The 12,960-nt window shown below is 63.5% G+C and carries 12 protein-coding genes; all 12 read right to left on the bottom strand.

The genetic code is table 11. The features are described 5' to 3' along the window. Positions 1-7 precede the first annotated feature (7 nt). Complete coding sequence (gene uraD, locus G485_RS0100605) at positions 8-511, bottom strand: 2-oxo-4-hydroxy-4-carboxy-5-ureidoimidazoline decarboxylase (protein WP_027090904.1); 504 nt, start codon at positions 509-511, stop codon at positions 8-10. Further along, the gene (locus tag G485_RS0100610; protein ID WP_027090905.1) at positions 508-990 is read right to left on the bottom strand and encodes a nucleoside deaminase; all 483 of its coding nucleotides are present in this window, start codon (positions 988-990) and stop codon (positions 508-510) included. The genes uraD and G485_RS0100610 overlap by 4 nt, the downstream gene beginning before the upstream one ends. Beyond that, a complete protein-coding gene (locus G485_RS0100615; RefSeq protein ID WP_051317922.1) occupies positions 983-1,495 on the bottom strand; it encodes a (2Fe-2S)-binding protein in 513 nt (170 codons plus the stop codon). The genes G485_RS0100610 and G485_RS0100615 overlap by 8 nt, the downstream gene beginning before the upstream one ends. Beyond that, positions 1,492-3,777 carry a xanthine dehydrogenase subunit D gene (pucD, locus tag G485_RS0100620; protein ID WP_027090907.1) on the bottom strand — a complete coding sequence of 762 codons (2,286 nt, stop codon included), beginning with the start codon at positions 3,775-3,777 and terminating at the stop codon, positions 1,492-1,494. Before pucD ends, G485_RS0100615 begins: the two co-directional genes overlap by 4 nt. A gap of 4 nt (positions 3,778-3,781) precedes the next feature. Further along, positions 3,782-4,684, bottom strand: a complete 903-nt coding sequence (locus tag G485_RS24650; RefSeq protein ID WP_051317923.1) for an FAD binding domain-containing protein — start codon at positions 4,682-4,684, stop codon at positions 3,782-3,784. A gap of 31 nt (positions 4,685-4,715) precedes the next feature. Beyond that, the gene (locus G485_RS0100630; RefSeq protein WP_027090908.1) at positions 4,716-5,645 is read right to left on the bottom strand and encodes an ABC transporter permease; all 930 of its coding nucleotides are present in this window, start codon (positions 5,643-5,645) and stop codon (positions 4,716-4,718) included. Between the two features lie 15 nt (positions 5,646-5,660). Beyond that, positions 5,661-6,776, bottom strand: a complete 1,116-nt coding sequence (locus tag G485_RS0100635) for an ABC transporter permease (RefSeq protein ID WP_027090909.1) — start codon at positions 6,774-6,776, stop codon at positions 5,661-5,663. Next, positions 6,773-8,314 (bottom strand): ABC transporter ATP-binding protein, encoded by a 1,542-nt coding sequence (locus tag G485_RS0100640; protein WP_027090910.1) that lies wholly within the window; start codon positions 8,312-8,314, stop codon positions 6,773-6,775. The genes G485_RS0100635 and G485_RS0100640 overlap by 4 nt, the downstream gene beginning before the upstream one ends. A 90-nt stretch (positions 8,315-8,404) precedes the next feature. Continuing rightward, positions 8,405-9,592, bottom strand: coding sequence for a BMP family ABC transporter substrate-binding protein (locus G485_RS0100645; RefSeq protein WP_027090911.1), 1,188 nt, complete (start codon positions 9,590-9,592; stop codon positions 8,405-8,407). 305 nt (positions 9,593-9,897) lie between these two features. Then, positions 9,898-10,506 carry a nucleotidyltransferase family protein gene (locus G485_RS24655; RefSeq protein WP_051317924.1) on the bottom strand — a complete coding sequence of 203 codons (609 nt, stop codon included), beginning with the start codon at positions 10,504-10,506 and terminating at the stop codon, positions 9,898-9,900. Continuing rightward, positions 10,466-11,509, bottom strand: coding sequence for an XdhC family protein (locus tag G485_RS24660; RefSeq protein WP_084423039.1), 1,044 nt, complete (start codon positions 11,507-11,509; stop codon positions 10,466-10,468). The genes G485_RS24655 and G485_RS24660 overlap by 41 nt, the downstream gene beginning before the upstream one ends. 56 nt (positions 11,510-11,565) lie before the next feature. After that, positions 11,566-12,894, bottom strand: a complete 1,329-nt coding sequence (locus tag G485_RS0100660) for a 5'-deoxyadenosine deaminase (protein WP_027090912.1) — start codon at positions 12,892-12,894, stop codon at positions 11,566-11,568. Between the last annotated feature and the right edge of the window lie 66 nt (positions 12,895-12,960).

A 12,960-nucleotide genomic window follows, 5' to 3' on the forward strand; every position in this document is an offset into this window, starting at 1 on the left:
AGTCGGTTCAATCGCTCACCAGATCGTTCAGCCGGAAGCCGGTGATGCGCCGGATTTGCTCCAGCGCCGCTTGCCGCTCTGCCGGAACGTCGTGATGAATGCGCTCCTTCATGGACGCCAGAATGTCGTCCTTGTTCTTGCCTCGGACGGCCAAAATGAACGGAAAGCCGAACTTGCCGACGTATCGTTCGTTCAGCGACGTCATCTCCTCGTATTCCTCCGGCGTCAGCCGGTCCAGGCCGGCCCCCGATTGCTCGGAGGCCGAATAATCGGTCACCTTCATCCGGGTGCCCAAATCCGGGTGAGCCCGGAGCAGCTCGAGAATCGCCGCTTCGGGCGAAGCGAGCACCGCCCCCATCATCGCATCGTGCAGCTCGGCGACAGATCGGAACGGACGCGCTTCCCAGCTTCGCTCCGCCACCCACGGGGAATGCTCGAAAATGCCGCCGAGCTCCCGGACGAACGTCTCCCGATCCATTCCGTTAACGGCTTGCAGCGTAAGTTTGGTCATTTCCAGTACCCCTCGTGCACGGCGACGACTTCGCTCTCGATCTCGGGGAAAGGCCCGATGACGACGATCGGCTTCCTTCCGCTCGCGAACACTTCGGTGCAAGGAAGATCCAGCGTCAAATTGCGCTCGTCGTCTCCCGTCAGCTCCGCGAGCCGCTTCTCCGTAATGCCGAACACGACCCGGCCGACGTTGCCCCAATAGATCGCCCCCGCGCACATCGCGCACGGTTCGGCCGTCGTATACATCGTGCAATGCCAAAGCTCCTCCTTGGAAAAGCGCTTGGACACTTCCTCCATGAGCGTCCGCTCGGCGTGGCCCGTGCAGTTGTGCTCGGTCACCTCGATATTGCCCTGCTCCCACAAGATCCTTCCGGCCCTGTCGACGAGAATGCAGCCGAACGGCGTGTTGCCGGATTCCCTCGCGCGTCTGGACACCTCGATGCTGCGCCGGAGATACTGAATGTGCTGTTCTTTACTCATTAGATGCCGCCCCTCCCGTTTCGATCGCCCGCGCCACCGACCGGAGAATGCCCCCGTAGCCGGTGCAGCGGCACAAGTTGCCGGACAACGCCTCTTCGATCTCTTCCATCGTCGGCTGCGGATTGGCGTCGAGCAGCGCCTTGACCGAGACGATCATGCCCGGCGTGCAGTAGCCGCATTGGTAGCCGCCCTCTTCCAGAAAACATTGCTGAACGGGATGCAGCCGCTCCTCCTCCGCCAAGCCTTCGATCGTCGTAACGCTTTTGCCCGAGCATTGGTACGCCATCGTCAGGCAGGAATTGAACGGCTTGCCGTCGATCAGCACCATGCACGCGCCGCAGCGGCCGATGTCGCACGAGCGCTTCGTCCCGGTCAGCTGCAGGTCGTCGCGCAATAGATCGAGCAGCCTGCGCGTCGGGGGCACGGCAAGCGACACCTTCTCGCCGTTGATTTCGCATTCCAGAAGCGACGGCGCGCTTCGTTCCGCCAACGTTTTGTCGGTCATGCCGGTTCGACCTCCTCCGATTCAAAATCGGGAACGGCTTGCAGCGCCTCCGGATCGATCGGCAGCTTCGCCGTCCGTACGCCCACCGCGTCGTAGACCGCCTGGGCGATCGCCGGCGCCAGCCCGACCGAGCCGATCTCGCCGATGCCCCGCGGGCCGTGCTCGTCGCCTTCAGGCAGCCCTTCGATCGGCAGCACCTCGAACCGTCCGCGAAGCTCGGCGATCGTCGGGATCAGATACGTGTCGAGGTTGCGGGTCAGGTAGACGCCCTCCTTCATGACGGCGTCTTCCATCAGCGTAAATCCGAGCGCCATGCCGCTGCCGCCTTCGATCTGGCCGAGATAGCCTTGCGGATTGACGACCGGGCCGGCCGCCACCGCGTGGAACTGGTCCAGCAGCCGGACCCGCCCGGTCAGCGTGTTGACCTCCACCTTCACCGCCACGGAGCTGTATGAGTACAAATAGTGCGAGCCGACCCGCTCGACGGGGGAAGTCGGATAGCTGAAGCTCGTCTCGCAGACGATCGGCTCCGGCGCCAGCTCGGCCAGCCGGCCGTAGGCGAGCAGCAGTTCGCCGGACGCCGCGTCGCGGATGCCGCCTTCGCCGAGGCGAAGCCGGTCGGCCGGCAGCCGCAGCGCTTCGGCCGCAGCGCCGAGCAGCCGCGACGAGAACGGCGCGCGAAGCCGCCGCAGCGACTGCCACATCATGCTGGTCGAACGGGAGGCGGTGCTGGAGCCGCTGTCGGGAACGGCGTCCGTGTCGCCGATCACGATGCGCAAGTCGGCGCTCCCGAAGCCGAATTGCTCGATCAGCATTTGCTCCAGCGAAGCGATCAGCCCTTGCCCGAATTCTTCGTAGCCGAACGCCGCCTCGATCTTCCCGTCCGGCGTGAGCGTGAGCCGGCCGCCCGCCGGATCGGGAATGCCGACGCCGAGTCCGGCGCCGTGCATGACGAACGCGGCTCCGTACCCAATCTTGAGCCAAGGCTCCGCAGGGGCAGCTTCGGCCGCCGCCCGCTCCTTCTCCCGCCACAGGCGGCTGGCCGGCAGCGCCTCCCACACCTGCCGGGCGCCGTCCGTCGGGGCGATCGGCTGGCCGAGCGGTCCGGGATCGTCCGGCTTGCGAAGATTGATCCGGCGGAATGCCCAAGGGTCCATACCGAGCTTCTCGGCGAGCCGGTCCATCTGCCCTTCGAGCGCGAAAATCGCCTGATTGCCCCCGAACCCCCGGAATTCGCCCGACATGCCGTTGTTGGTGAACACCGACACGCTTTTTACTTCGGCGGCCTCATATCGGTATGGGCCGAGCACGTGCTCGACCGCGAAGTTGAGCACTTCCGCGCTCAGCGTCGAGTACGGGCCGGCGTCGGAGACGACGCGCACCCGGTGCGCGAGCAGCTTGCCGCTTGCGTCCGTCCCCGTGCGCATCGTGATGCGCATCGGATGCCGCTTGAGCCCGGCGCGAACCGATTCGAAGCGCGAGTTGTGCAGCTTGACCGGCCGCCCGGTGGCGAGCGCCAGCAGCGATCCGTACGGCTGCACGTTCAGCTCGTCCTTCCCTCCGAACGAGCCGCCGATCGGGCTGGACACGACCCGGATGTCGGCTTCGGGCCGGTTCAGGATGCGCGCCAGCTGCATCCGGTCCATCAAACCGTGCTGCGTCGGCGAATAGACGGTCAGCCTGCCGTCCGCTTCGGGAACGAACAGCCCGCCTTCGGTTTCCATATAGACGTGCATCTGCCGCGGCGTCGAATACGTCTCTTCGACGATATGCGCGCACGCCCGGAACGCTTCTTCCACGTCGCCGAACGCGTAATCGTTGCGGTGCAGCACGTTGCCGTGCTCGTGGAGCCGCGGCGCGTCGTCCCGCAAAGCGAACTCCGGATCGTCGACGACCGGCAGCGGCTCGTACTCCACCTCGATCCGCTTCAGCGCTTCGGCCGCCAGCTCCGCCGTCTCCGCGGCGACGGCGGCGACCGCGTCGCCGACGAACCGGACGCGGTCCTCGCAGAAGACGGGATGGTCCGGGTGGGCGATGCCGAACCGGTTCAGTCCCGGCACGTCCTCGCAGGTGAGCACGGCATGAACGCCCTTCATGGCGAGCGCCTTCTCCGTCCGGATCGAGACGATCCGGGCGTGCGGATAGGGGCTGCGCAGCACCATGCCGTGGAGCATGCCCGGAACCGACATATCGGTCAAATAAGCGAGCCGTCCGGTCACCTTCGGCGGACCGTCGGGCCGGACGCGCCATCTCGTTCCGCTTGTTTCTCTGTTCAGCAGCATTCCTTCACCCCCTCGCTTCCGCCGGGCGGCAGAACGTCTTCCACAGCGCGGCGACGACCAGATTGGCCGCCGTCTTTTTCCGGTACGAATCGGCGGCGAACGGATCGGGCGCCGGAACGTAATCTTCAAGGATCGCCTCGTGAACGGCGGCCAGCAGCCGGGCATCCGGCGCCTTCCCGAGCAGAGCGTCCTCGGCGCGGGTCATCCGCTTCGGCACGGTCTGCCCTCCGCCGGCGGCGATTCGGATGTCTGCGATCGAGCCGTCCGCAGCGGACGCCGCCGCGATCGCCACGGTGACGAGCGACGGAGTGAACGCCTCGCGGCGTCCCACTTTATGATAGGCGAACGTTCGCCTCGCGTTCGAAGTCGGAGCGTCTTCCGCGATCGGAAGACGAATGGCGGTCAGCACCCGCGGAGCGGCGGAAGGGGCGCGAAGCCATTCCGACACGTCCTCCGTTCGGGAGCCTGTGCCGTCGTGCCAATCCAGCCTGGCGTCCAACGCCAGCAGCGCAGGCATCGCGTCGCCTACCCGGTAGACGACGTTGCCGCCGATCGTCGCCTGGTTGCGGACGGATCGCCCGGCAATTTGTTTGATCGCCTCGACGAGCAGCGGAGCTTTGTCCGCCAAGGCGGGATGCGCCCGGCAGTCGTCCAGCCGGGCGAGCGATCCGACGACCAGTTCCCCGTCCTGCTCCGCGATGCCGGCGAGGCCCGGAATCGAAGCCAAATCGATCAAATGCGGCGGCATGACCGCCGTGCCCGCTTCCCATTGCGTCCGGAGCAGCGTGCTTCCGGCCACGTAAACGGCGTCCGGTCCGAACGCTTCCTTCAGCCGGACCGCTTCGGCCGGATCGCGCGGCTGCCAGACGGAGGGTCGCCGAAGGATTTCCTTTTGTTCCATTGCCATCCTCCATCCCTCCTTGATGGCCAGATTCGAATCAAAATCTTTGCTCGCGAATGTAGGGCGTTCCGAGCGCCTCCGGCGAGCCTGAAGGCTTGTTGCGGTTGCGGTAGCCAAGGAACATCAGCACGAGAATCGTGACAATATACGGAATCATCTTCAGGAAGTACGAAGGAATGGCGCTGCCGATCAGCTGGATTTTGAAGCCGATTGTGTCCATCACTCCGAAGAAGTAGGCGCAGAACATCGCGCGCAGCGGATTCCACCGGGCGAAAATGATGAGCGCCACCGCGATCCAGCCACGTCCGGCCGTCATCCCTTCGATCCAGGTCGGCGAATAAATGAGCAGCAGGTCCGCGCCGGCCAGGCCAATCAGCATCGAGCCGACGACGATGCAGCCGTACCGGAACAGTTGGACCGGGATGCCCATGACGTCCGCCGTCGGCGGGTTGTCGCCGATGGCCCGCAGGTGCAGCCCCCAGGACGTGCGGTGAATGAACAGATGAAGGACGATGACGAGCAGAAAGCTGAACCACGTCAGCAGGTCCAGATGGGCGAACAGATCGCCGACGATCGGCACCGAATCGAGAAAATCGAGATCGAGCTTCGGAACGGCGCCCGGGATCGGGGTTCCGGTAATCGGCTTCCCCAGATAGGCGCTGAGGCCCGTTCCGAACAGCGTCATGGCCAGCCCGCTGACGATCTGGTTCACCCTCAGCGTGACGGTCAGGAACGAATGAATGAGGCCGAGCGCGGCGCTGACGGTGAGCACCGCGAGCAGCGTAAGCGTCAGGCTGCCGGTATGGATGTACGTGAGGCAGGCCATGACGGCGCCCATCAGCATGAGGCCTTCGGCTCCGAGCTGGATGATGCCCGACCTTTCGATCAGAATGCCGCCGAGCGTCGCGAATAGCAGAGGCGTGCCGGACGAGAGCGCGGCGACGAGCAGTTGAGTAATCAAGTCCATGGTCCTCGCTCCTTGTTAGCCGTTGCGGCGCAGCCGGAATTTCGCGATCATGTTGCCGGCGATCAGGAAGAACAGGATGGCGCCTTGCAGCATGTTCGAGATCGACGACGGCAGCCCCATCGTCTGCACGCTGTACCCGCCGACGATCAGCCCGCCGAACAGCACGGAGGAGACGACCAGTCCGAACGGATTCAGCTTGGCGATCCACGCCACGATAATCGCCGTATAGCCGTAACCCGGGGAGATGCCGTACATGAGCCGGTGCGTCACGCCCGACACTTCGCTCATACCCGCAAGTCCGGCCAGCGCCCCGCTGACGATCATCACGATAATAATGTGGCGCTTGATGCGGATGCCCGCGTTTTTGGCCGCTTCCGGATTCGCCCCGATGAGCCGCAGCTCGTACCCCCAACGGGTGTAGCGCATCGTGAAGGCGTAGAGCAGAACGGCGGCGAGCGCGAACACGAGGCCGAAATGAAGCCGGGTATCGCCCAGCACCGGCAGCGACTCCGCGTCGGTAAACATCGGCGTGCCGGGGAAGTTGAAGCCCTTCGGGTCTTTCCACGGGCCGAATACGACGTAATCGAGCAGCAGCAGCGCCACGTAGTTCAGCATGAGGGACGTAATGAGTTCGTTTACTTGAAAATATGTTTTGGGCAGCGCCGTCAGCGCGCCCCAGATGCCCCCGCCGACGATGCTGAACAGCACCATGAGCGGAATCGAGGCGTAGAACGGCAGATCGGGAAAATAAACCGTCACCGCCGTGGCCGCGATCGCGCCGGCGGCGAACTGCCCTTCGGCGCCGATGTTCCATACGGCGATCCGGTAGGCGATCGACACGCCCAAACCGCAGAGCAGGAGCGGAATCGCTTTGACGAGCGTCTCGGTAATGCCGAATTCGGTGGTGAAGGCGCCGGTAAACATTTTCTCGTAGACGGCCCAAGGATTTTTGCCGTTGGCTGCGATGAAGACGGCGCAGAACAGCAGCGCCAGCAGCACCGAGACGATCGTCATCCACCACGGGCTTTCCTTGCGGGACGGGTCGATCTCCAGGCGGATGATGAACCGCCGGGGCGCCGGGGCCGTTCCCGGCTCCAGCGGCAGCGCGCCGGCCGCGGGACGTTCGCTCATACCGCTTCCTCCTTCGCTTGCGCGATGCCTGCCATATAAAGTCCGATCGTCTCGCGGTCCGCTTCCTCCCGGCTCACTTCGCCGACGATGCCGCCGTTGTAGAGAATGAGGATGCGGTCGGACAGCTGCATCACTTCGTCCAAATCTTCCGAGATGAGCAGCACGCTTTTGCCTTCGTCGCGCAGATCGGTAAGCAGCCGGTGCACGCCTTCCGTCGCTCCGACGTCAAGACCTTGCGTCGGATGGACGGCGACCATGAGCAGCGGCTGGCGGTCGATCTCCCGGGCGAAAAGCAGCTTCTGCTGATTGCCCCCCGACAGCTGGCGCACCGGAGCGTCGAGACCGGGCGTCTTGACGTCGAACTGCTCGACGAGCCGCTGCGACCATTCCCGGTTGCCGCGAATGCGCAGGAAGCCGTATTTCGAACGCTCCTCCGTCCGGTACGATTTGAACAGCAAATTGTCGACGACGCCGAGGCTGCCCGCGAGGCCGCTCTTCATCCGGTTCTCGGGAACGTGGGAGATGCCCGCTTCGATCGCCGCCCGGACGGACGCGTCTTTGAATTCCCGGCCGTTGAAGACGATCTTGCCCTTTTTCCAGGGAATGAGGCCGTTCAGCACTTCGGCAAGCTCCTTCTGGCCGTTGCCGGCGACGCCGGCGACCCCGACGATCTCGCCTTCGCGAACCTGGAGGCTAAGATTGTCGAGCGCCTTGCGCCCATGCTCCCCGTAGACGTCCAGGTTCTGCACGTCCAGCATAACCTTGCCCGCCGGCCGGTTCCGGCTCTCGCGGCGGACGGCGGCGATCTCCTTGCCGACCATCAGCTTCGCCAGCTCTTTCTCGTTCGTATCGCGCTTGTCGAGCGTATGGATCATCCGGCCTTTGCGCATGACCGAGATCCGGTCCGCCGCGGCCATGACTTCCTTCAATTTGTGCGTGGTCAAAATGACCGTCTTCCCTTCGGCCTTCATCTGCTCGAGCGTCCGGAACAGCTGGTCGGCCTCGCCGGGCGTCAGCACCGAAGTCGGTTCGTCCAGAATGATGAATTCGGCGCCCCGATACAGCGTCTTGACGATCTCCACCCGCTGCTGCTCGCCGACCGAGAGCTGCCAGATTGGACGACCCGCCGGAAACGTCAGGCCGAAATGCTCCGCGATCGCCTCGATCTCTTCCTGCTTGCGCTTCATCCACCCCGGGCCGCGCCAGAACGACGACTTTTCCCCGAGCACGATGTTTTCCGCCGCGGTCAGCGTCTGCACGAGCCGGAAATTTTGGAACACCATGCCGATGCCGAGCTTCGTCGCGTCTTTGGGAGACCGGATTTTCACCTCCCGGCCGTGAATGTAAATCGCTCCGCTCGTCGGACGGTAGACGCCGGACAGCATGCACATGATCGTGCTCTTGCCCGCTCCGTTCTCCCCGAGCAGCGCGTGCACTTCGCCCGGCTTGCAAGCGAAATCGACATGATCGTTCGCCAAGACCGGGCCGAACCGCTTGACGATCTGCTTCATTTCCAGCGAGTAAGTTTCGCTATGCATCGCGATCCTCCCCAAATTGGACTTCATAATCAACAAATCCCTTGGGCAAGGGATTTGTTGATCGGATTATTGGAACGAAGGGAGCGCGAATCATTGCGGAATCGTGCCTTCTACCCCTTTGACGAACCAGTTCATTTCGAGAACTTCCGCGTCGGTCAGCGATTGGCCGGCCGCGACTTTCTCGGCTCCGCTTTGATCCGCGATCGGGCCGGTGAATACGTTCAGCTCGCCGCTGACGAACTTCGCTTTCGTGTCGTTCACCAGCTTCTTGACGTCGTCGGGAATGCTCTCGCCCATCGGCGCGATGTCGATCATGCCGTCCTGGAACGAGCCGAGGTATTGGTCGTTCGTCCAGGTGCCGTCCATCAGCGCTTTGACTTTCTTCACGTAATACGGGCCCCAGTTCCAGACCGGGTTGGTCAAATAGGCTTTCGGCGCGTACTTCGTCATATCGGAATCGTTGCCGCCTGCCAAGGCGCCTCTCTCGGCGGCCGCCTGAAGCGAAGCGGGCGAATCCTGGTAAGCCAATAGCACGTCCGCGCCCTTGTCCAGCAAGCTCACGGCGGCGTTGCGTTCGGTCGTCGGATCGAACCACGTGTTCGTCCAGACGACGTTGACTTTGACGTCCTTGTTGACGCTTTGGGCGCCGAGCGTAAAGGCATTGATGTTATAGATCAGTTCTGGAATCGGGAACGCGGCGACGTAGCCGAGCACGTTCTTCTTCGTCATTTTGCCGGCCGCGATGCCGCTCAAATAGCTGGCCTCCCAGTTTTTGCCGAAGTATGTCGCCATGTTGTCGTTTGTCTTGTAGCCGGCGGCGTGCTCGAACTTGACGTTCGGGAACTTCTTGGCGACGTTCAGGGTATAATCCATGTAGCCGAAGCTGGTGGTGAAGATGATGTCGTGATTTTGCGCCAGCTCGCTGATGATCCGTTCGGCGTCCGCGCTCTCCGGCACGTTTTCTACCGTATCCGCTTTAAGGCCCAGCTCTTTCTCCATGTACTGCCTGCCTTGGTCGTGCTGGTATGTCCAGCCGCCGTCTCCCGGCGGCCCGATGTACACGAACGCGACGCGGGGCTTCGCAATGCCGTTGCCGGAAGGGGACGCCGACGGCGATCCGCTTGCCGCCGTTGACGCAGACGCCGACCCCGAAGGCGACGCCGACGGCGATTCCGATGCGGAGTTGTTGTTGCTGCCGCTTCCGCACGCGGACAGTACCGCCGCCATCATAAGCACCAGAATTGTTCCAAGCGACCATGACCTCTTCATCCTTTTCATACATTTCCTCCCCGACTCCCTGTTTTCGTCATCTTGGCCGCCGCGGAAGCTTCTCTCCGTCTCTTCCGAACCGTTGGACCAGCGACTTACCTACACTATACTTTCGGACTATTTTAGCGTCAACTTCCTTTACATTGAATTGGTTTTACTGATGAAATGTACGGGATTTAATTGTGCATCGTGCACTTTATCCCTATTTTGTGTCAGATTATATGACTTCTAATGGGTAAAAAAAGCGCTTGCACCGGTGGCAAAGCCGCATCTTTGTCCAACCGGTTAAGCCGAGCGCCTGCCCCGGAATTCCACTAAAGTGAGTAACCTGCTTCCTCTCTTTGGCTCGCCGCCCCGGTCATCCGGCGCAAGGCACGCAGATCGTCCGGGGTGTCGGCGTCCGCGAAGACGCGGTCCGACGGGACATCCACCAGCTTCCCGTTCCACGACGCCTCGGCGAACAGCTTGCGGGCGCCCGCATCCCCCTCCAGCCGCTCGACCGCCGGGAACATCGCGGCGCCGAGCAAGACGGGAGGATGAGCGGAACCGCCGCGGCGGCAAGCCACGTAGTCGAGCGAGCGGTCCCGCCCGAACGCCGCCGCCAGTTCGCCCAGCAGTTCCGCGGTCACGAACGGCTGATCCGCCAGCGCGACCAGCACCGCGTCAGGACGGCCCGCGAGCGCCTCGGCGAGTCCGCGGCGGAGCGAATGCGCCATGCCCCGGTCGGCGTCCGCGCAAACGGCGAATCGCAGCTTCGCCCGCGCCTTATGCGTCAGCGCCGGGGCGGCCCACGCCAGATCATCCTCCGGCCGAACGACGGCGACAACCTCGGCCAGCTCCCGGCAGGCGAGCATAGCCCTCAGCGCGAAAGCGCCCAGCGCCTTACCGGGGGCAAGCTCCAAGATCAGCTTGTGCGTCCCCATTCGCCGGCTCCGGCCAGCCGCCAAATAAACGCCCGACACCCGCATTTGCTTCCGCCCCTTTCCCGGCCCGGCTGCGGCTTCTGGCGGCGACAAGCTCGGCCGCGATGCTGACCGCGATCTCTTCGGGCCCTTCGCCGCCGATGGCCAGCCCGACCGGCGCGTGCACGAACGGCGGCTTCGGCAATCCTTCGAACAAATAGTCGATGCGCTTCCGCGAACCCATCACGCCCAAGTAAACGGGCTGGACCGATAACAGCAGCTCCAGCATTTCCCGGTCTTTGCGGAGCTGATGGCCGCAGACGATCGCGTAATCCGAGGATTGCAGCCGCAGCGCGGCCGCGATGTCCGCCGCCGATCCGACCGCCAGCTCGGCGCCGGGGAACCGCTCGGCGTTCACCGCCTCTTCCCGCCAATCCGCGACCGCGAGCCGGAAGCCGATCCGTCCGGCCAACTCGAACAGGGGATCGAGATCCTGCCCGGCGCCGAACAGCACCAGCCGCGGACGGGGCGAGAACGTCTGCTCGAAGAACGGCTCCTCCTCCACCCGCCCGGCTCGGACGTCCGTCCCTTCGTCCGCGGCAGGCTTCAAACCGTAACGGATTCCGGCGCCGGACGAATACCGGAGGAGGCGGACCGACTCGCCCTTCTCGAGCAGCCCGTACGCCGTTCGCAGCAGCTCCCGCAGAAGCCCCGTCGCCGGCTCCAGCAATATCCGCAGCTTGCCGCCGCAGCCGACGGCTTCTCCCCAGACGGCGTCCTCTTCGGGGACCATATTATAGGTAACGATTTCGCAGCCGCCGCTCTCGAGCAGATGAGGCACCCTCATCTGCAGGTCGGCTTCGAGACACCCCGGACTCAAGCTGCCGACTTTCGTTCCGCCGGCCGCGAACAGCATCGTCGCACCGGTTTTGCGGTAGGCGTGGCCTTCCGCGCCGACGACGGTCGCCAGCACCGCCGGCTCGACCGAGCTTGCGGCCGCACGCAGAACGTCGTACGCATCCATTCCCATCCCCTCCTCCACAACGCGAGATCATGCCAAATCGGGCGACGCGGCTTCGATCAGCCGATTCTGGCGAGCAATTTCTTCAAGGAGCGGTCCGCTTCCTTAAGCACATGCGTCCGGTCGATCGTCAGCACGCGCTTGCCCGACATGACGACCTCCCCGTCGATCAGCACCGTGTCCACGTCGCCGCGGGTCGCCGCATAGACGACGCGGGAGAACAGATCGGCGTCGTAGGACGGATAGACGTGGAAATCTTCCAGATCGAGCAGTTGCAAATCGGCCAGCTTGCCGACCTCGACGCTTCCGATCTCCCGCTCCAATCCGAGCACTTCGGCTCCGCCCATCGTCGCCATGCGCAGCACCGTTCGGGCATCCATCACCGTCGGACCGTGCTGCACCTTCTGGATGAACGCGGTCAGCCGCATCTCCTGGTACATATCCAGATTGTTGTTGCAGGGCGCCCCGTCCGCGCCGATGCCGACCGGAATGCCCCGGTCCAGAAGATCGGGCACTTCCGCGATGCCGGACGCCAGCTTCAAATTCGATCCGGGACAATGGGTCACTTTCACGCCCCGTTCCTTAATAATCCGCTTCTCGTCATCGTCCAGCCAAATGCTGTGCGCGAGAATGAGATTCGGCTTCGCGAGTCCGATATGATCGAGGTAGACGACGTTGCGCATCCCCCGCTCGGCCTCGACCAGGGCAATCTCGTCCCGGTTCTCCGACGCGTGCGTATGCACGCGCACGCCGTATTGCGCGGACAAATCCCGCACGCCGACGAGCAGCTCTTCCGTGCAAGAGACGACGAACCGGGGACAGAACGCGTATTGAATCCGCCCGTTCGCCGCTCCGTTCCACTTCTCGAGCAGATCGACGCTTTCCTGAAGCGACTTCTGCGTATTCTCCTGAAGCGGAGGCGGCACTTCCGTGCCGTGGTCCATCATGACCTTGCCCGAGATCGCCCGCAGCCCGCTTGAAGCGATCGCCTGAAACGCGGATTCGGTATGATGAACGGTCTCCATGTCCAGAATCGTCGTCGTGCCGCTGCGGATCAGCTCGCCGATGCCGAGCAGCGCCGAGTAGTAGACCGAATCCTCCGAATGCGCCGCTTCGAGCGGCCAGATCCGCTTGCGCAGCCAGTCGATCAGCGCGAGGTCGTCGGCCCTTCCGCGAAACAGCGTTTGGCAGAGGTGAATGTGGGTTTGCACGAAGCCGGGCAAGAGCACTTTGCCGCCCGCGTCGATCACCCGATCGACGCCGCCTGCCGGCAGATCGGGCCCGATCGCCGCAATCCGGTTGCCGTCGATCAGCACGTCGCCCTCTACCACATCGTATCGGTCGTTCATCGTCAGAATTGATGCGTTGCGTATGAGCTTTTTCGCCAATAGAGGGCACCTCCGCTTATGTTCATCATTCAGAATGGATAAGTTCTGCGCGTATTCGTTTCCGAA

The sequence above is a fragment of the Cohnella thermotolerans DSM 17683 genome, from assembly GCF_000429825.1.
Classification (GTDB): Bacteria; Bacillota; Bacilli; order Paenibacillales; family Paenibacillaceae; genus Cohnella; species Cohnella thermotolerans.

Bases quoted from the DNA above. Each gene is read 5' to 3' on its own strand.
- uraD (WP_027090904.1), bottom strand. From the start codon at position 511: ATGACCAAACTTACGCTGCAAGCCGTTAACGGAATGGATCGGGAGACG.
- G485_RS0100610 (WP_027090905.1), bottom strand. From the start codon at position 990: ATGAGTAAAGAACAGCACATTCAGTATCTCCGGCGCAGCATCGAGGTG.
- G485_RS0100615 (WP_051317922.1), bottom strand. From the start codon at position 1,495: ATGACCGACAAAACGTTGGCGGAACGAAGCGCGCCGTCGCTTCTGGAA.
- pucD (WP_027090907.1), bottom strand. From the start codon at position 3,777: ATGCTGCTGAACAGAGAAACAAGCGGAACGAGATGGCGCGTCCGGCCC.
- G485_RS24650 (WP_051317923.1), bottom strand. From the start codon at position 4,684: ATGGCAATGGAACAAAAGGAAATCCTTCGGCGACCCTCCGTCTGGCAG.
- G485_RS0100630 (WP_027090908.1), bottom strand. From the start codon at position 5,645: ATGGACTTGATTACTCAACTGCTCGTCGCCGCGCTCTCGTCCGGCACG.
- G485_RS0100635 (WP_027090909.1), bottom strand. From the start codon at position 6,776: ATGAGCGAACGTCCCGCGGCCGGCGCGCTGCCGCTGGAGCCGGGAACG.
- G485_RS0100640 (WP_027090910.1), bottom strand. From the start codon at position 8,314: ATGCATAGCGAAACTTACTCGCTGGAAATGAAGCAGATCGTCAAGCGG.
- G485_RS0100645 (WP_027090911.1), bottom strand. From the start codon at position 9,592: ATGAAAAGGATGAAGAGGTCATGGTCGCTTGGAACAATTCTGGTGCTT.
- G485_RS24655 (WP_051317924.1), bottom strand. From the start codon at position 10,506: ATGGGGACGCACAAGCTGATCTTGGAGCTTGCCCCCGGTAAGGCGCTG.
- G485_RS24660 (WP_084423039.1), bottom strand. From the start codon at position 11,509: ATGGATGCGTACGACGTTCTGCGTGCGGCCGCAAGCTCGGTCGAGCCG.